The sequence below is a fragment of the Mycobacterium sp. genome, from assembly GCF_035506235.1.
In the GTDB taxonomy this organism is placed as follows: domain Bacteria; phylum Actinomycetota; class Actinomycetes; order Mycobacteriales; family Mycobacteriaceae; genus Mycobacterium.
The window spans coordinates 49,318-66,569 of record NZ_DATJPU010000052.1 but is presented as its reverse complement, the minus strand read 5'-3'; the positions used below and the strand labels follow the sequence as shown (position 1 = coordinate 66,569).

18 protein-coding genes are annotated in these 17,252 nt (G+C 68.5%); 11 read left to right on the top strand and 7 right to left on the bottom strand.

Annotated features, from left to right (window positions below; all coding sequences use genetic code 11):
* The 6 genes from VMD50_RS05430 to VMD50_RS05405 all read left to right on the top strand — a co-directional run.
* On the top strand, positions 1-490 hold a 490-nt coding region (locus VMD50_RS05430; RefSeq protein WP_325425600.1), incomplete at its 5' end, for a pyridoxamine 5'-phosphate oxidase family protein.
* Positions 475-1,146, top strand: a complete 672-nt coding sequence (locus tag VMD50_RS05425) for a hypothetical protein (RefSeq protein ID WP_325425598.1) — start codon at positions 475-477, stop codon at positions 1,144-1,146. The genes VMD50_RS05430 and VMD50_RS05425, both read left to right, overlap by 16 nt.
* Before the next feature lie 74 nt (positions 1,147-1,220).
* Positions 1,221-1,826 (top strand): hypothetical protein, encoded by a 606-nt coding sequence (locus VMD50_RS05420; protein ID WP_325425596.1) that lies wholly within the window; start codon positions 1,221-1,223, stop codon positions 1,824-1,826.
* Positions 1,826-2,332, top strand: coding sequence for a flavodoxin domain-containing protein (locus tag VMD50_RS05415; RefSeq protein ID WP_325425594.1), 507 nt, complete (start codon positions 1,826-1,828; stop codon positions 2,330-2,332). Before VMD50_RS05420 ends, VMD50_RS05415 begins: the two co-directional genes overlap by 1 nt.
* A 59-nt stretch (positions 2,333-2,391) precedes the next feature.
* A complete protein-coding gene (locus VMD50_RS05410) occupies positions 2,392-2,649 on the top strand; it encodes a ribosomal protein L7/L12 (RefSeq protein WP_325425592.1) in 258 nt (85 codons plus the stop codon).
* 55 nt (positions 2,650-2,704) lie between these two features.
* On the top strand, positions 2,705-3,892 hold the full coding sequence (locus VMD50_RS05405) for an aromatic ring-hydroxylating oxygenase subunit alpha (RefSeq protein ID WP_325425590.1): 1,188 nt from the start codon (positions 2,705-2,707) through the stop codon (positions 3,890-3,892).
* On the opposite strand, the gene VMD50_RS05400 is transcribed toward VMD50_RS05405, so the two are convergent.
* The 5 genes from VMD50_RS05400 to VMD50_RS05380 form a co-directional block, all read right to left on the bottom strand.
* The gene (locus VMD50_RS05400; RefSeq protein WP_325425612.1) at positions 3,879-4,691 is read right to left on the bottom strand and encodes a polysaccharide deacetylase family protein; all 813 of its coding nucleotides are present in this window, start codon (positions 4,689-4,691) and stop codon (positions 3,879-3,881) included. The genes VMD50_RS05405 and VMD50_RS05400 overlap by 14 nt on opposite strands.
* Before the next feature lie 262 nt (positions 4,692-4,953).
* On the bottom strand, positions 4,954-6,345 hold the full coding sequence (locus VMD50_RS05395; RefSeq protein ID WP_325425588.1) for an alpha/beta hydrolase: 1,392 nt from the start codon (positions 6,343-6,345) through the stop codon (positions 4,954-4,956).
* A gap of 81 nt (positions 6,346-6,426) precedes the next feature.
* Entirely contained in the window at positions 6,427-8,700 is a 2,274-nt protein-coding gene (locus VMD50_RS05390; RefSeq protein WP_325425586.1) for a heavy metal translocating P-type ATPase, read from the bottom strand.
* On the bottom strand, positions 8,697-8,909 hold the full coding sequence (locus tag VMD50_RS05385) for a heavy-metal-associated domain-containing protein (RefSeq protein WP_325425584.1): 213 nt from the start codon (positions 8,907-8,909) through the stop codon (positions 8,697-8,699). Before VMD50_RS05385 ends, VMD50_RS05390 begins: the two co-directional genes overlap by 4 nt.
* 188 nt (positions 8,910-9,097) lie before the next feature.
* Positions 9,098-9,919, bottom strand: coding sequence for a mycofactocin-coupled SDR family oxidoreductase (locus VMD50_RS05380; RefSeq protein WP_325425582.1), 822 nt, complete (start codon positions 9,917-9,919; stop codon positions 9,098-9,100).
* 104 nt (positions 9,920-10,023) lie between these two features.
* Here VMD50_RS05380 and VMD50_RS05375 point away from each other — a divergent pair, with 104 nt between their 5' ends.
* The gene (locus VMD50_RS05375) at positions 10,024-10,497 is read left to right on the top strand and encodes an SRPBCC family protein (RefSeq protein ID WP_325425580.1); all 474 of its coding nucleotides are present in this window, start codon (positions 10,024-10,026) and stop codon (positions 10,495-10,497) included.
* Positions 10,498-10,613: 116 nt separating this feature from the next.
* Positions 10,614-11,105, top strand: coding sequence for a DUF417 family protein (locus VMD50_RS05370; protein WP_325425578.1), 492 nt, complete (start codon positions 10,614-10,616; stop codon positions 11,103-11,105).
* Here VMD50_RS05370 and VMD50_RS05365 read toward each other — a convergent pair.
* Positions 11,029-11,703, bottom strand: coding sequence for a TetR/AcrR family transcriptional regulator (locus tag VMD50_RS05365; RefSeq protein ID WP_325425610.1), 675 nt, complete (start codon positions 11,701-11,703; stop codon positions 11,029-11,031). The two genes, VMD50_RS05370 and VMD50_RS05365, sit on opposite strands and share 77 nt — an antisense overlap.
* Positions 11,704-11,830: 127 nt before the next feature.
* On the opposite strand from VMD50_RS05365, the gene VMD50_RS05360 reads away from it, so the two are divergent.
* The 3 genes from VMD50_RS05360 (at position 11,831) to VMD50_RS05350 (ending at position 15,895) form a co-directional block, all read left to right on the top strand.
* Entirely contained in the window at positions 11,831-12,433 is a 603-nt protein-coding gene (locus VMD50_RS05360) for a TetR/AcrR family transcriptional regulator (protein ID WP_325425576.1), read from the top strand.
* Between the two features lie 94 nt (positions 12,434-12,527).
* Positions 12,528-14,315: a flavin-containing monooxygenase gene (locus VMD50_RS05355; RefSeq protein ID WP_325425574.1), complete on the top strand. Its 1,788-nt coding sequence runs from the start codon at positions 12,528-12,530 to the stop codon at positions 14,313-14,315.
* Entirely contained in the window at positions 14,312-15,895 is a 1,584-nt protein-coding gene (locus VMD50_RS05350) for a flavin-containing monooxygenase (RefSeq protein ID WP_325425572.1), read from the top strand. The genes VMD50_RS05355 and VMD50_RS05350 overlap by 4 nt, the downstream gene beginning before the upstream one ends.
* Here the strand turns inward: VMD50_RS05350 and VMD50_RS05345 are convergent.
* Positions 15,832-17,232 carry a DUF2252 domain-containing protein gene (locus VMD50_RS05345; protein ID WP_325425570.1) on the bottom strand — a complete coding sequence of 467 codons (1,401 nt, stop codon included), beginning with the start codon at positions 17,230-17,232 and terminating at the stop codon, positions 15,832-15,834. The genes VMD50_RS05350 and VMD50_RS05345 overlap by 64 nt on opposite strands.
* Positions 17,233-17,252 lie beyond the last annotated feature (20 nt).

The window sequence follows — 17,252 nt, the reverse complement described above, 5'->3', positions numbered from 1 at the left end:
ACCTCCGCCGACGACATCGTTCTCGGCCGGCGACGAAAAGCACGCTCAGGCCCTGCATTCGCCGAATCTGGAAGCGGCGCTTGGCAGCTCGCGGGTCATGATCCTTGCCAGCCGTTCTGAGAAGGGGACGCCGTTCGCGGTGCCGCTGTGGTTCGTCACCCATCGGGGCCAGATCTATACGACGACCTCGGCGGCGTCCTGGACGGTGCGCAATGTCGTCACCTCGCCAGGGGTGGCCCTTTTGCTCGGCGGGGAGGACCGGGACTCCGACCGGCTCGTCGTGCGCGGATACGCACGAGCGGTGCGCGGCGCGCCGCCGCCCGCGGCGCTCGCCCGGATCGCTTGGCGCTACTACCTTCGACCGGAGTTCGCGGCGGTGGAGCTGAGCCACCTGAGGTTATGGGTGCTGCGGATGCGGTATTACCTGCAGTCGCGGGCCGCGTACATCGTGATCACGCCCCAGACGGCGACCGAATGCCGAGTACCGTGACGCGCTGGCAATGGGCGGTTCCGGTCGCCGGGCTGATCGTGTATGACGGCCTGGGTCGCCCCGCCCTGTTGGATTGGGGCGCCACCGCCGCCGAGCGGCAGATGCGGTTGCCGGGCGACGACATCGTCCGGGACGTCATGAGTCATCACACGCGGGCGGTGACCATCGATGCACCGCCGGCCGCGGTGTGGCCATGGCTGGTGCAGATTGGTGATCGCAGGGCGGGGTTCTACAGCTACGACTGGGTGGAGCGCTACCTGTTCCCCGGTACGGTGCACTACATCGAAGGGCGTCACTCGGCCACCCGAATTCACTCCGAACTGCAGCAGATTCAGATCGGTGACCGGATCGACACCGGGTCGGTCGGTTCCCTGCGGATCGGAAGCCCGGTGACGGTTCTCGAGCCCAACCATGCGCTGGTTATCGGCACCTGGGCGTTCGTCTTATCGCCGCTGCCCAAAGATCGCACCCGCCTGCTGGTTCGCGAGCGGGATGCCGGGTGGCTGCGGTTGCTGGCCCCGCGGCGCTCGGGAATGCTGCGCGCACTCGGCGCGATCGTCGACTACGCAGTCGGCGAACCGCTGCACTTCGCGATGGTTCGCAAGATGATGCTGGGGATCAAGCAACGCGCCGAGACGGCGCACCGGGATCGGTAGCCGGTGCCCACCGTCCTTGCGACAAAGGACCAGGGACCCTAGGACCGGGCGACGTTCGATTCGACAATCACAGCATGGCGGCCGTTGGCGCAGAACGCATGCTGATCGAATCGGCGCTCCCGGCGTTCGACGCCATGATCGCCGAGCACGTGGTCGTGGCCGCCGACGCGGCGACCACTTTTCAGGCAGCCAGGTCCCTGGACCTGCTCACCGTCCGCACGCCGTTGTTGTCGGCGTCGATGCGGATCCGGGCATTACCGGAGCGGCTACTCGGCAGAGCTGTCCCTCCGCCACCGCGACTGGTGATGAGCGAAGAAACGGAGCTACCCGGGTGGCTACCGCTTGGCGAACGACCAAATCGAGAGATTGCGTTCGGCGCGGTGGGAAAATTCTGGCGGCCGGTCATCGAATGGCGCGACGTAGCGCCGGCGGATTTCGTCGGCTTCTCCCAACCCGGTTGGGGAAAGGTCGCGGCGAACTTCTCGCTGGCGCCCTACGGTGCAAGCCACACGCTGCTCAGCTACCAATGCCGAACCGCCACAACCGATCCCGGTTCACACCGACGCTTCATGCGTTACTGGTGGCTCATCCGGCCATTCGTCGCGCACATCATGCGCGCGACGCTCGACGCGATAAAGGCCGACGCTGAGGCGGCGGCGGCGACGGCAAGGAGCCGGTGATGCGTGTTCTGGTGAGTTTCGGATCCAAGCGGGGCGGCACGGAGGGGTTGGCCACGATGATCGGCGACGCGCTGAGCGAGGCGGGCTGCGACGTGGTGGTGCGGCCGGCCAGGCAAGCCGGTGAGCTGGGGGGTATAGACGCGGTAATCGTGGCGGGCGCGTTGTACGCCAACAGGTGGCACCGCGACGCGCGACGGTTCGTGCGCCGGAATGCCCCGGCGCTGCGCGAGTTGCCCGTCTGGCTGGTCAGCAGCGGCCCGCTCGACGATTCGGCCGAAAAGCGTGACATCCCGCCCACACCGCAGGTTGCGAAATTGCTGCACCGCGTGGGCGCCCGTGGCCACGTGACCTTCGGAGGCCGGCTCGAACCGGATGCGAAGGGCTTTCCCGCCGGCGCGATGGCCAAGAAAAGGGCGGGTGACTGGCGCAGTCCGGCGCACGTGCGGCGCTGGGTCACCGCCGTGGTCGACGAGCTGCGCCGGTCGACGATCACCCACCAGGCATAGGCATCCAAATCTCGCCGAGACATCCGAATAGCGCGTCGCAACTGCATAATCGTCAAGTGATGGAAGATCCCCGCGTGTACCGCCGTCTCGCGCTGCTCGAACAGCAGGTGCGCCTGTTATCGGAACGACTCGGGGTCCCGTGCCCGACATTCGGCAGCGACGCAGGAACCATCCCGGCCGGGCAGTTCGAGGGCGGCGTGCCCTCCGAAGTTGTCGCCCTTGCGCGCGCCGGGAACGCTATCGCCGCGATCAAGCTGTTCCGCGAGCTGACCGGAGCCGGCTTGCGCGAGGCGAAAGAGGTTGTCGATTCGCTGTGAAGCGATCGACCGGTAGGTGCTGCGCAACGACAATCGCAGTGTGATACTGAGCCGCATGAGCTTGCCGACGAAGTCGGTGCTCGCCGACGATGTGGAGATCGTCCGGCGCGTGCTCGCCCATATCGACGCCGGTACCACCGACGAGGGTGCGGCCTGGCGTGAGCCGGTCGAAAACTATTTGAGCGCAAGCCGGTTCGCCGAGGAATTCCGGTTGCTTCGTGCGATGCCGAGCGTCTTCGCTCCCTCGGCCGCGATCCCCTCGGCGGGCGACCACGTCGAGCGAATCGCGTTCGGCGTGCCCCTGTTCGCGGTGCGCGGGCACGATCGACGGGCCCGGGTGTTCCGCAACGCCTGCCGGCATCGCGGTTTCGCGCTGGTCGAGGGGGCCGGCTGCTCGCACGCGTTGGTGTGCCGCTACCACGGCTGGACATATCGTCTGGACGGTTCGCTCGCACACGTGCCCCACGCCGAGGGGTTCCCCGGCCTGGACACGTCGACCCGCGGTTTGGTCGAGGTCGAAAGCCATGAGGTGGACGGGCTCATCGTCATCGGCGCGCTCGACTCGGCGGACGCGGCCGCCCACAGCTGGGCCGGCGAGGCGATGACCTGGCTGGCCGACGGCACCCCGTGGCGGGACAAACTGCTGCCGGCCGCAAAGCTGGTGTATACCGAGTCCAGGCCGCGGGCGATGAACTGGAAGGTCCTCGTCGAACAGTTCCTTGAGGGCTATCACATCCGGTCGACCCACAAGGACACTTTCCTCCCGCTGCAATACGACGACCTCAACGTGGTCGAGGCCTTTGGACCGAATAGCCGTATCACGTTCCCCTACCGCAACATTGAACGGCTCCGTGACCGTCCGGAGGCCACCTGGTCGACGGATGCGCGGGTGACATACGTGTATCACCTGTTCCCGAACGTGATGTTGGCGACGTTCCCCGACCTGGTGCTCGTGATCGTGATCGACCCGGTCGACGTCGACCACTGCACGGTCAGCATCTATTCGATGGCCAAAGCTGAAATCGCGCCGCCGGGATCGGCGGACTCTCCGGCCAACGCCGCGGGTACCCTCGTCGCGCGGGGCGCGGTGGAGGACAACGAGATGTCGATGGGTGTGCAGCGCGGACTACATTCTGGCGCAAACGAATTCGTCGAGTTCGGCCGTCACGAGAGCGCGATCGGGCATTTCCACGCCACGCTGGGCGAGTGCCTGGCCCGGATGGCGGCCGCTACGGCGTCTTGAGGAAGACGTCGTTGAGGGTGACGGTGCGCAGGTTTCGATCGCGGATGATCTCGACGAGTTGCGGGTAGACGTGGGTCACCGGCAGGTGATTGAGGTGGCCGATGACGATGGACTGCGGGGTGAAGTACTGATCGGCCATCTTCACGATGTAGTCCTCGGTGATCAGCGTGGAATCCGACAGCGAACCCGACCATAGTGTCGGGACGGTGTAGCCGAGGTCGGCGGCCACCGCGTCGACGGCGGCGTTGCGCTTCGCGTACGGGGGACGCCAGTACGGTTTGGCGCCGATGCCGTACGTCTTCTTGAGGAATTCGTCGTTGCGGGTGAGCTGCTGGGCGACCTGGTCTTTCGACAGGGTGGTCAGATCCGGGTGCGACCAGGTGTGGTTGCCCAGCTGGATCTGCCCGGAGTCGACCAGCGGCCGCAGCATCTGCAAATTCTCGGTCCAGGACTCGTAGATGCCGTTGACGAAGAAAGTCAGCCGCACGCCGGTGTCTTCGGCGAATTGCGTGTAGGCGCGCACCACTTCGCTGTTGACGCCGTCGTCGACCGTCAGCGCCAGCAGGTCACCCTCGCCGGGGATCTTGGTCAGCGCACCGCCACCGGGCAGCGGGATGCGCGCGCTGAGCGGAGGGGGCGGTAGCAGCGCCGACGGCGCGGTCGGGCCCGAGGTTGCTGCCACGTTCGCCGGGGGGGCCTGGGCGAAGGTGCGGGGTTGCGGGTCGACCACCAGACGGGCCGCGCCCACGCCGGCGACGGTGGCCGCGGCCAGCGCCCCGAGGAAGCGGCGGCGGTTCAGCTCCGGTGCGCCGCGGCCCCGACCCGAGCCGCCGCCGAACGCGGTGTTGGCGGAGGCGCCGCGGTTCCTTGCAGGTCTTTTGCGATGCGATGTCGGCACACGCGACCCGGTACCCGGGATGCCCTCCCGGAAACCAGGCTTGCCAAACTCCGCCGCCACAGCAGCGAACGGTACCAGTGCCGGTTCGAGCATGCCGGGTTCGTTACAGGAGGGTCAGCTGTGAATTCAGACTCGAAAGGGTAACGGTCTTGCGCAGCTGGGATCAGTGCGCGGCCCCGCCGCCGCGCTGCGGCAACGGGACGGGCTCGACGCCCGGGGTCCCCAGCGTCCCCGCCAGCCACGGCAGCGACGCGGCGAACGCCTGGGCGGCGAACGGCCAGTCGTGCCTGCCGGGTTGGGTGACCACCGCGCAGCTGATCCCCTTCGCCGTCGCGGCGGCGCACAGCGAATTGGCGGCGGCGTCCTGCCCCTCCGGATTGGCGGCCGGGTCGGCGCTGGGCGCGGCGAGGTCGGGATCGGCTTCCTGGGCGACGGTGCGGGACCCGGACGGCGCGGGCACGTCGAACCATCCCGACAGCCCGGTGTAGTGACCGTGCCGGGCGATGACGGTGGCGGGGTCGAAGGCCGCCCACGCGTCGGTGTTGCCGCCGAACAGCCGGGCGATGGTCTGGTCCTTCGTACCGATGCTGGGGCTGCGGTCGCCGGCGATGTCGACGAATGCGCTGAACAGCTCGGGGTGCATGACGGCCAGGTCCACGGCGCAGGTGCCGCCCATCGACCATCCGGCGACGCCCCAGTTGGCCCGGTCGGCGCTGACGCCGAAGTTCGACACCACGAATGGCACGACGTCCTTGGTCAGGTGATCGGCGGCGTGACCGCGGCTGCCGTTGACGCACTCGGTGTCGTTGTCGAACGAACCGGTGGGGTCGACGAACACCAGCACCGGGGCGAACCCGTGATGGCCGGCGGCGAAGTCGTCGATCGCGGTGAACGCGCCCCCGGGGCGCAGCCAGTCGGCGGGCGTGTTGAACGCGGAGCTGATCATCATGACCGTCGGCAGCCGGGGCGGCGGGTTGCTGTTGAACCACGCCGGAGGCAGATACACCAGCTCCTGGCGGTGCGGGAAGTGCGACGCGCCGGCGCTGATCGTCACGGGGACGACGACGCCCTTGGCCGGCTTGGTTCCCTCGAGCTGCATTGCGGTGACCCTCAGCCGGTCGATCTGATCGGGCAGTGGCTGCGACGTCAGCTGATCCCACGCGGCGAGCACGGTGGGGAAATAGCCGACCCAGCCGTTGAGGGCGAGCGCCGCGCACAGCGCGCACAGCGGTACCGACACCACCGCCAGGGCGCGGCGCCACCAGCGGGCACCCGGCCATCCCAGCAGCAGCACCGCGGACGCGAGCCCGCTCAGCGCTATCCATAGCCACAGCGACACGGGGGCCGGGTCCCCGGCCACGCCGATCGACGTGATGTACCAATACGACAGCGCCGTGACCGCCACCGCGATCGCCAGCGCCACCAGCAGCGCCCAGCCGCGCCAACGCCGTCTGCGCCACCCGATCGCGCCGATGACCGCCAGCAGCGCCAGGGCCTGCGCCGCCGCCGGCAGCCAGCCGTGCAGCAGGGACCACTGTTCGACGAAATGGGGCAACGGTCGTGACCTTCGCTAAATCCGATCGTTCTGCGAATAACCCACCGGCCGCGGCTCGAGGAACGCGGTGGGCCCGCTCAACTATCCCACAGGATCGTCACGGATCGTGCTTACAAACGAGCTCAGCCGCAGGCTGTTGCCGACGACGAACACGCTGGAAAGCGCCATCGCGGCGCCTGCGAGCATCGGGTTGAGCAGGCCGAGCGCGGCCAACGGAATGGCGGCGAGGTTGTAGCCGAACGCCCAGAACAGGTTGGTCTTGATCGTGCGCAGCGTCCGCCGGGAGAGGCGGATCGCGTCCACCGCGGCGCGCAGGTCACCACGCACCAAGGTCAGGTCGGCGGCTTCGATCGCCGCGTCGGTGCCCGTCCCCATCGCGAGCCCCAGATCGGCCGACGCCAGGGCCGCGGCGTCGTTGACGCCGTCGCCGACCATGGCGACGACCTTGCCCTCGGATTGCAGCCGCTTGACGGCGGCGACCTTGCCGGCCGGCAGCACCCCGGAGAGGACGTGCGCGATGCCGACCTCGTCGGCGATGCGACCGGCGACGGTCTCGTTGTCCCCGGTCAGCAGCACCGGTGTCAGCCCCAGCCTTTTGAACTGCCGGATCGCTGCGGCGCTGGTGGGTTTGACGGTGTCGGCGACCACGAGGATCCCGCGCGCGCGACCGTCCCATCCGACGGCGACGGCGGTCTTGCCCTCGCGTTCGGCTCGGGCTGCCGCCGACGACAACTCCGCGTCGATGCGCTGGCCGCGCTCGGCCAGCAGGCTGTCCCGGCCGAGGACGACGGCGTGGCCGTCGACAACGCCGCATACGCCCCGGCCTCCGACGTTTGCGAAGTCCCGCGCGGCGGGCAGGGCGCCGAGTTCCGCCGCGGCGGCGCCGGCGATCGCCCGCGCGACGGGGTGCTCGGAGGCGTCCTCCACGGCTCCGGCATAGCGCAGCAGCGTTTCGCGGTCGGCGTGCGCGCCGGTGATCACGTCGGCGAGCGTCATTGTGCCGGTGGTGACGGTGCCCGTCTTGTCGAGGACGATGGTGTCGACCCTGCGCGTCGACTCCAGCACCTCGGGCCCCTTGATGAGCACGCCGAGCCGGGCCGCGCGGCCGCTGCCCACCAGCAAGGCGGTCGGCGTGGCCAGCCCGAGCGCGCACGGGCACGCGACGATCAGCACCGCCACCGCGGCCGTGAGCGCCGCGGTGATGGGGGAGCCGGCGGCCAGCCAGGCCGCGAGGGTGGCCGCAGCGACCACGATGACCACGGGGACGAACACCCCGGCGATGCGGTCGGCCAGCCGTTGCACCTCGGCCCTGCCCGATTGCGCGGTCTCGACGAGCCTGGCCATCTGCGCCACCTGGGTGTCGTCGCCGACGCGGGAGGCGCGCACGATCAGGCGGCCGCCGGCGTTCACGGTGCCGCCGGTGACGCGGTCGCCCTCGCCGACCTCGACGGGGACGGGCTCACCGGTGAGCATCGAGGCGTCCACTGCGGAGGAACCCGCGACGACGGTCCCGTCGGTGGCGATCTTCTCGCCCGGACGCACCACGAACTCGTCGCCGATGTCCAGCCGATCGACGGGGACGCGCGTCTCGGTGCCGTCCCGCACGACCGCGACGTCCTTGGCGCCGAGCTCAAGCAGGGCACGCAACGCGGCGCCCGCGCGCCGCTTGGAGCGCTTCTCGAAGTAGCGGCCGGCCAGGACGAACAGGGTCACGCCCGCGGCCACCTCGAGGTAGATGCTGCCCGCGCCAGTGGCGACGTGCGCGCGCGCGGCGGTCAGCTCGAAGCCGTGGCGGATGGCCGGCCGGCCGGCCGGCCCCAGGAAAAGCGCGTACAGCGACCACAGGAACGCCGACAGCGTCCCGACCGAGATCAGCGTGTCCATGGTGGCGGCGCCGTGCTTGAGGTTCGCCCACGCCGCGGCGTGGAACGGGCGGCCCGCCCACACGACGACCGGCGTGGCCAGCGCCACCGACGCCCATTGCCAGTAGCGGAACTCCCACGCCGGGATCATCGCCATGGCGATCACCGGGACGGCGAGAACGGCCGCGGCGATCAGGCGGATGCGCAGCGCCGCAAGCTCGCCGGTCGCTGCGGTTTCGGTCGTTTGGCAATCAGGTTCCCGCCGCGGCAGCGCCGCGGTGTAGCCGACCTTCTCTACTTCCGCGATCAGTGCCCGTGGGTCGTAGCCGGCCGGGACCGTCACGACGGCCCGTTCGGTTGCGTAGTTGACCTGCGCGTCGACCCCGTCGAGTTTGTTCAACCTCTTCTGGAGTCGCATCGCGCACGACGCGCAGGTCATCCCCGCGATGTCCAGCTCGATGTTGTTCACTGCGGTCGGTGCGGCGGGCTTCACGCGACCGGGACCGCCTCATAACCGGCCTCGTCGACCGCACCCAGCACGGCGTTCGCGTCGATGGCGACAGAACTTGCCACCACGAGCCTGCCCGTGCGCGCGTTCACGTCGACGCCGTCCACACCGGGAATCTGGCTGACCTCGGACCGGACGGCGGCCTCGCAGTGCCCGCAGCTCATCCCGGTCACCCGGTACTCCCTGGTCGCCATCGCGCTCCTTCCGGCTGATACCCCGGGGGGTACGTCGACACCCAACATTGCAGTCCTTCGGGTATTCCCGCGTCGGCGGGCCGTTACCGCGGGCGGCCGCCGATTCTGCGGAACCGGGTGAACGCGGGCAGCACCATTCTGCCTGGTCGGCTGGACGCACGCGCGCTCGGACCGGGCCCGCACCGCGATCAGACGTAGCCGACGCCGATATCGACCGACACCTGACTTGCGGTTACCAGCCTGGATTGGTCGGACGCCAGCCAGGCGACCGCGTCGGAGATGTCTTCGGGCTGGGCGATGCCGTCGGGCAACAGCGGTTTGTGCAGGCCCCTCAGGTGGGGGTAGGTGTCGGCGGCCGACCGAAGCGCCTCGCGCATCCGACCCGTGCCCATCGGGGTCGAGACCGCTCCCGGGTTCAAGCTGTTGACGCGGATGCTGTACCGGCCCAGTTCGGCGGCGAACGCGCGCGCCATCCCGACGACGGCATGTTTGCTGGCCGTGTAGTGGATCATGAACGACTGCATGTTGATGCCGGCCGCGGATCCGATGAGGATGATCGAGCCGCCCCGACCCCCGTCGATGATGTGGTGAGCGCCGGCCATCACGGTGTTCCAGGTGCCGATCACGTTGGTGTCGATGGTGTCGCGGAACGCCTGCGGCGTGATTTGATCCCAGGGCGCGGGGCTGCAGATGCCCGCGTTGGCGACGATGATGTCCAGGCGGCCCAGCTCGCCGACGGCCGCGTCGACGGCCGCTCGGAGCGCGTCGAGGTCACGGATGTCGACCGCCGAAGTGATGACCCTCCTGCCGTTGGCGCTGACCAGTCGCGCCGTCTCGGCGAGGTCGTCGGGTGTCGGTGAATCGTAGGGAACGCTGGGCGGCAACGGCCCCGCGATGTCGACCGCGATGACGTCCGCGCCTTCGGCGCTGAGCCGCACCGCGTGCGCCCGTCCCTGTCCGCGCGCGGCGCCGGTTATCAACGCCACCCTTCCCGAAATCGATTGGCTCACCGAACCCCTCCATGCTGAACGTCGTTTCTGAACAGTCGTAACAGTTCAACTCGGCGAAGCGTAGCGTCGACCTGGCGCCACCGGACGCCCGGAAGGAGACCAACATGACCGTCGAGGTTGTGGACGAGGGGCCCCGACAGGTGAGTCGGTCGGTCGAAGTGGACGCGCCGGCCGCGCAGTTGTACGCGATGGTTGCAGATCCCCGGCGCCACCACGAACTGGATGGATCGGGCACCGTCGGCGGCAACATCAAAGTTCCCGCGGATCTCGTTGTCGGCTCGAAGTTTTCGACACACATGAAGATGTACGGCGTGCCCTATCGCATCACCAGCACCGTGACCGCGCTCAAACCGGACGAATTGGTCGAATGGCGCCATCCCGTGGGGCACCGCTGGCGATGGGAGTTCGAGTCGCTCTCGCCGACCCGGACACGGGTCACCGAGACGTTCGACTACAGCCAGGCCGGTGCGGTCAAGAACGGGCTGAAGTACTACGAACGGATGGGTTTCCGGAAGGCCAACGCCGCGGGCATCGAGGCGACGCTGGCCAAGCTGCGCGACCGGTACGCGGCGCAGTAATTCGTCGCCGCCGCCGGGAAGCGATTGGGTGGCTGAACCCAATCGAGGTGTGGATCGTGGTCCGGGTGGAGTGACATCCCGTCGCCGCCCCGCCCCGCAGGAAGGACCCTCCGCCGATGATCGACCACGCCCTGGCCACCGCCGCGACACCCCATCGCCTCGCGCAGTCGCTTACCCGATCGGGGCAGCTGATCAGCCGATGCGGACTGGTGGTCGTGTTGGCCTGGATCGGGTTCGGCAAGTACGTGAAGATGGAATCCCGGGTGCTCATCGAACACAGCCCGCTGATGAGCTGGATCTACCACGTGGCCGGCGTCACCGTGGTCGCGCGCGGGCTGGGAACCATGGAAATCGTTGCCGCGCTTCTCATTGCGCTGCGCCCGGTATGGCCCCGCGCGTCGGCGGTTGGCAGCGCCCTGGCGGTGGTGCTCTTCATGGGTACGCTGAGCTTCTTGTTCACCACCCCGGGCGTGGTCTCGACGCACGCCGACGGCCTTCCCGTGTTGTCCGCGCTGCCGGGCCAATTCCTGCTCAAAGATCTCGTCTTGATCGGCGTTGCGCTGTGGACCCTCGGCGACTCGCTTGCGGCGCGAAAAGCGTTCCCCTGATCAGTTTCTTGGCCGATGCCACCGTGGCCGCGTAGGCATCCGGTGTCAGGTTGGCCGCACGCTCCGTCAGGCCGCGAGCCAGGGCATAGATCGCGTTGACCGCCGCGCCGGGGTCGGTGGCCGGTGGCAACGCTTTGCGCGCCAGGGCATCCTCGAGGATCTCATCGATGATGTCGCGCAACGCTTTTGAACCGGGGTTTCGCGCCCGGCCGCCGCGCGGGCGGGCGGTGCGTTCGGCCCGCATCACCCGATCGAACGCGGCGAGGTACGGATACTCGCGCATCAACCGCTCGATCTCGTCCAGCACCGCCTCGAGGCGATCGACGGCGTCGCCGGACTGCGCCGCGGCGGCCCGTAGCCGTGCCGACGTGATCTCGTCGATTTCCCTTGCGGTCGCCGCGAGCAACGCGGACTTGTTCGGGAAATAGTGATACAGACTGCCGCTGGTCATGTCCGCTGCCTTGGCGATCTCACGAATCGTCGCCTTGGAGTAGCCCACTTCGGCGACGCAGCGCATGGCCGCGGCGATTATTCGTGCCCGGGTGTGCTCGCCGCTGGCGCCGACGGGGCGGCCGAGCGGCGACGGCGTGGCGGTCATGCGGTCACTCACCGCGCACCTCCGCGCCGAAGCCGAGCAATAATTGATCGGCCGATTATATTCGAGGGGGCCGCCATCGGGCCGTCCCGGGAGCCGGCCGACCGGACGCAGGAGTGAGGACAGTGCGATGACGCGGGCGCAATTGGGCCGCCCGGTCGGTGCCAGCGGCGAAGAGACCCGCCGGCGGATCATCGTCGCCACCATGCGCTGCGTCGCCGACGTGGGCTACTCCAAGGCGACCATCCGCGAGATCGCCCGCACCGCGGAGGTGACCAGTGCCAGCCTGTACAACTACTTTCCCAACAAGGCGGAGTTGATCAAGGCGGCCGTCGCGGCCAGAACCGATATCGCGTTGCCGCGGCTGCGCCGGGCCGCCGCCCGCCCCGGCGACGCCATCGACCGGATCGAGGCGGTGCTCGACGAATCGGGCCGGTTGATGAGCGAGTTCCCCGACCTCGCGGCTTTCGAGTGGGCGATCCGCGCCGAAGGCGCGGTGGCGCTCGACTCCCGGTCGGCGGGCAGCGCGGGGTTCACGGCTTTTCGCGACATCATCGAGGGCATCGTCGAGGGCGCTCCGGAGGGCGCCGTGGAGGCGGTCTATTCGCTGATCTACGGCCTTACCGAGCTGGGCGCGTCCCTGCCGCCGGAGGACTATCAGGCGGCTTTGGGCTCGGCCAAACAACTGATCCGGGGCACGTTGCTGAGATCCAGGCGAACACCGCCGCGCTGAGCGCAGGGTCGAGCCGTCGCCGAAGAAATCGCTGACCATTGATATGATCAATTGATTGATTATATAGTCGGCTCACGATGAGGAAGTCCATGCCGTGACCGAGACGACCATTGGCGTGACGTTCGATGTCGACGCTCTGCGGCGGCGCTACGCCGAAGAGCGGGCGCGGCGTCTGCGCCCGGACGGCATCGCGCAGTACGTGGAGACGTCGGGTGCGTTCGCCCGCTTCGCCGAAGACCCATGGGTGGACGGAAAGTTCACCCGCGATCCGCTCACCGACGAAGTGGACGTCGCGGTCATCGGCGCCGGTTTCGGCGGGCTGTTGACGGGCGCGCGGCTGCGAGAGCTCGGTGTCGGCAGCGTGCGGCTGATCGACCGGGCGGCCGACGTTGGCGGCACCTGGTACTGGAATCGGTATCCGGGGATCGCCTGCGATGTCGAGTCCTACGTCTACATGCCGCTCTTGGAGGAGCTCGGCTCCGTCCCGTCGGACAAGTACGCCAAGGGCTCGGAGATCTTTGCGCACTGCCGCCGCATCGCCGAGAGTTACGACCTCTACCGCGACGCGTGTCTGCAGACCGATGTGCACGAGATGCGTTGGGATCCGGCGACTTCCCGCTGGGTCATCCGGACGAACCACGGGGACGAGATGCGGGCCAGGTTCGTCTCCATGGCCAACGGATATCAGGCCAAGCCCAAGCTGCCGGGGATCGACGGCCTGGGTCGCTTTCGCGGGAAGGCCTTCCACACCAGCCGCTGGGACTACGGCTACACCGGCCAAAGCCTGGAGAACCTGGCCGAAAAGCGCGTCGGCATCATCGGCACCGGCGCCACGGCGGTCCAGTGCGTCCCGCACCTGGCCGCGGCGGCGGAGCGCCTTTATGTCTTCCAGCGCACGCCGTCCTCCGTTGACGTGCGGGCCAATCGGCCCACGGATGCCCAGTGGGCCAACGCATTACGCCCCGGCTGGCAGCGCGAACGCATCCGCAACTTCCAGGTCCTGACGGCCGGCGGGCGGGCCGAGGAAGACCTGGTCGCCGACGCGTGGACGAGCATCACCCGGAAACTTCCGGTCATGCGGCACGACGGGGCCGGCTCGGCGGCCCCCGACATCGAACTGGCCGACTTCGCCAAGATGGAGGAGATCCGGGCGCGAGTCGACGAGATCGTGGCCGATCCTGCCACCGCCGAGGCGCTCAAACCCTGGTACGGCTACTTCTGCAAGCGGCCCTGTTTTCACGATGAGTACCTGCAGACCTTCAACCGCGACAACGTCACCCTGGTCGACACCCACGGTCGCGGGGTGGAACGCATCACCGAGGGCGGTGTCGTCGTCGACGGGGTGACCTACGAAGTCGACTGCCTCATCTTCGCCACGGGTTTCGAGGTGGGCACCGACTATTGCCGGCGCACCGGGTTCGAGCTGATCGGCCGCGACGGCACGACGCTGACGGAGCGGTGGCGCGACGGCGTGCGCACGTTTCAGGGCCTGTGCGCCAACGGTTTCCCGAATTGCTTCATCGAAAGCATCGCCCAGGCGGGGCTGACGGTGAACTTCCCGTACCTGCTTGACGTGCAGGCAAGCCATGCCGCGTGGATCATCGCCTGGGCGCTGGCCGGCGGCGCCACCGAGATCGAGGCGACACCCGGCGCCGAAGCCGCCTGGGTCGACATGGTTGTGGCCCGCTCGTCGGCGACCGCCGAGCGGGCGAGGACCTGCACCCCGGGCTACTACAACCGGGAAGGCAAGGCCGACGCCAAGACTCGGCAGGGCAGCTTCTTCATCGGCGCACCGACCGAGTACGCCGACATCCTGGAGGCATGGCGGGCGAAAGGGGACCTGGAGGGGTACCAGATCCGCCGCGGAACGGCCGGACCGTGACGAGCCGAGGGGCCCGCCGCCGCTATGCGGTCGGGCGGCTGCGGGCCGCGACGCGGCATCGCCGCCCGCCGAAGGTGGCGATCATCGGCGCCGGCTTCGGCGGACTCGGCGCGGCGGTGGCGCTGCGCCGCGCCGGCATTGACGACCTGGTGATCATCGAGGGCGACGACGGGGTCGGCGGCACCTGGCGGCGTAACACCTATCCCGGCGCCGCCTGCGACATCCAGAGTCACCTGTACTCGTTCTCGTTTGCGCCCAACAAGTCCTGGACCCGCACCTACGCCCGGCAGCCCGAGATCTTGGCCTACCTCGAGTCGGTGGCCGACGACTTCGATCTGCGCCGCTACCTCATGCTCGGCACGAAAGTGCTTTCGGTCCAGTGGAACCCCGACACGTGGAGCTGGGATTTCCGGTTGGACCGGGCCGGGCAGCCCGCGACGCTGAGCGCCGACGTCGTCGTCTGCGCCGTCGGATTGTTCGGCGCGCCGAAGCTCCCCGCGATCGAGGGCCTGACCGACTTCGCCGGCACGCTCATGCACACCGCGCGGTGGGATCACGGCGTCGGGCTGGCCGGTAAGAAGGTGGCGGTCATCGGGACCGGTGCCAGCGGCGTGCAGGTCGTCCCGGAACTCGCGAAGACCGCCGAACGGGTGACGGTGTTCCAGCGCACCCCGCCGTGGATGGTGCCAAAGGACGACCGCCCCTATACCGCAGCCGAATTGGCCCGCTTCCGGCGCAATCCCCTCGCGGTGCGCCGCACGCGTTGGCAGATCTGGAAATTTCAGCACGACAACACGGCGACCTTCGCCGACGACCCGGTGGTGACCGCGCGCACCCAGGTCGCCACGTCGTTCCTGGAGCGCACCGTGGCCGACGGGCGACTGCGCCGCGCGCTGACGCCGGACTACCCGTTCCGCTGCAAGCGGGTGCTGCTGGGCGACGAGTACTACCGGGCGCTGCAGGAAGACAATGTCGACCTGGTCACCGATCCCATCGTGCGGGTCACAAAGTCGTCGGTGATCACCGCGACCGGCCGGGTCGTCGACGCCGACGCGATCGTCCTGGCGACGGGATTCGAGACCTCCCGCTACCTGTCGGGCATCGACGTCACCGGGATCGGGGGGCAGCGGCTGCATGAGCGCTGGGGTGCCGAGCCGAGCGCCTTTCTGGGCGTGGCCGTCGGGGGCTTCCCGAACTTCTTCGTGTTGTACGGCCCCAACACCAACCAGGGCGGCAACTCGATCGTCTACATCCTCGAGGCCGGCGCGCGACTGGTGGTTAGCGCGGTGAGTCGGGTGGCGCGTCGGGGTGGCTACGTCGACGTGCGTCCGGAGGCCGAAAAGCGTTACAATGAACAGCTTTCCGCGGACCTGGAGCGGACGGTCTGGACGCAGTGCGACAGCTACTTCCGTTCCCCCACCGGGCGCATCGTGACGCAATGGCCTTATACCGAACTGGAATACGCGCGCCGCACCTGGCGGCTGCGGCCGCGGGAGTGGCTGCACCGCACGGACCGCTACCAGGCCGGATCGTCGGCCACCTCGATGTCGCCGGCCGCGGCCGCCGCGCGCAGTTGGTGAAAGTCATCGAGCGACTTGTCGGCGTATGCGTATGACCATTCGGCGACCGCTTGACGCACCGAGTCGTTGGTGCCGACGTATCCGCGCAGAATCGACGCATTAGCGCTCTGGGAGTGCGCCCGCGCCAGCAGCACCGCACAGGCGACGACGTATTCGCCGAATGTGGCGGCCGACATCCCCTCGATTTCGACGCTGCCCTTCATGTCGTGGAACTGGCGGATGTAGTAGTCGCGGCCGTCCCGGCGCGTCGTCCCGAGGAACACGTCCGACATCGCCTGCAGGACCTGCTGGCCATTGATGACGCGCACGCCCTGTCCTTTGGCCTCGACCGCGGCGTTGACGCTTTCCGGTTGAGCCCACCCGCCGTATTCCTCGAGCACTGATCGCGCGGCCTCCTTGATCTGCAGGATGAGTGGCGTGCCGTTAGGACCCACCAGGATGACCAAGTAGCAACGGGTGCCGACGCTGCCGACGCCGACCACCCGCAGCGCGACATCGGTGATCCGAAAGTGCGACAGCAGCAGCGCCACGTCGGCGGGGACGGCGGCCAGATACTCCCGAACCGCCTCCACCAATGGCGCCTCGGTCTGCTCGTCGACGTGCTGCAGCACGGGGGGCGCCTCTCGTAAGCGAGGGGTCCCGTCGGGCCCAATCTCGGTGATTTGCTTGAAGGTTCGCGCTGACGTCCGGGTGCGCGCGCGGGATATAGTTTTCTGGATCACCGCCTGCAGGCCCTTGGATACCTTCCCGGTGTAGTGCTCGGGCTCCACCCGCAGGTAGTAGCGCTGGAGAACGTCCATCTCCTCGAGCATCGCCTGCAGACTCTTCTGGTAGCCACCCACAGCATCCTCGACGCAACGGCGGATGGCGTCGCCGGGATAGCCGGCACGGCGCCCACCGACGATGGCGCTGGTGATCAGGCGTTTGACGTCCCACTCCGCGGGGGCCACGCCGGCTTCGTCGAAGTCGTTCAGGTCGAAGACGATTGATCGGTCCGGCGCGGCATACATGCCGAAATTCGACAGGTGGGCGTCACCGCAGCAAAGTATTTCGATCCCGGTCGAGGGGCCGGCGGCGAGGTCGGCGGCCATGACCGCCGCCGAACCTCGGTAGAACGAGAACGGGTCGGCGAGCAGCCGGGCGAACCGCAGCGGGACGAGTTCGCTTAGCCGGCCCGCGTTTTGGGTCACGAGAATTTCTGTTGCCGTTCGGCCGGCGGGAGTCAGCTGGGCAAGGGCGCGCCGCGGGACAGTTTCCCGCAGCGCCCGGCCGCGCGCCACATCGTCGCTGGGGACTTCGAGTTCGATCAGGCGATCGCGCAACACCCGTTGCGGCATTCGATCAGCATATTCCCGGT

Bases quoted from the DNA above. Each gene is read 5' to 3' on its own strand.
- VMD50_RS05410 (WP_325425592.1), top strand. From the start codon at position 2,392: ATGGAAGATCCCCGCGTGTACCGCCGTCTCGCGCTGCTCGAACAGCAG.
- VMD50_RS05345 (WP_325425570.1), bottom strand. From the start codon at position 17,232: ATGCCGCAACGGGTGTTGCGCGATCGCCTGATCGAACTCGAAGTCCCC.
- VMD50_RS05420 (WP_325425596.1), top strand. From the start codon at position 1,221: ATGGCGGCCGTTGGCGCAGAACGCATGCTGATCGAATCGGCGCTCCCG.
- VMD50_RS05425 (WP_325425598.1), top strand. From the start codon at position 475: ATGCCGAGTACCGTGACGCGCTGGCAATGGGCGGTTCCGGTCGCCGGG.
- VMD50_RS05405 (WP_325425590.1), top strand. From the start codon at position 2,705: ATGAGCTTGCCGACGAAGTCGGTGCTCGCCGACGATGTGGAGATCGTC.
- VMD50_RS05370 (WP_325425578.1), top strand. From the start codon at position 10,614: ATGATCGACCACGCCCTGGCCACCGCCGCGACACCCCATCGCCTCGCG.
- VMD50_RS05365 (WP_325425610.1), bottom strand. From the start codon at position 11,703: ATGACCGCCACGCCGTCGCCGCTCGGCCGCCCCGTCGGCGCCAGCGGC.
- VMD50_RS05360 (WP_325425576.1), top strand. From the start codon at position 11,831: ATGACGCGGGCGCAATTGGGCCGCCCGGTCGGTGCCAGCGGCGAAGAG.
- VMD50_RS05385 (WP_325425584.1), bottom strand. From the start codon at position 8,909: ATGGCGACCAGGGAGTACCGGGTGACCGGGATGAGCTGCGGGCACTGC.
- VMD50_RS05415 (WP_325425594.1), top strand. From the start codon at position 1,826: ATGCGTGTTCTGGTGAGTTTCGGATCCAAGCGGGGCGGCACGGAGGGG.
- VMD50_RS05375 (WP_325425580.1), top strand. From the start codon at position 10,024: ATGACCGTCGAGGTTGTGGACGAGGGGCCCCGACAGGTGAGTCGGTCG.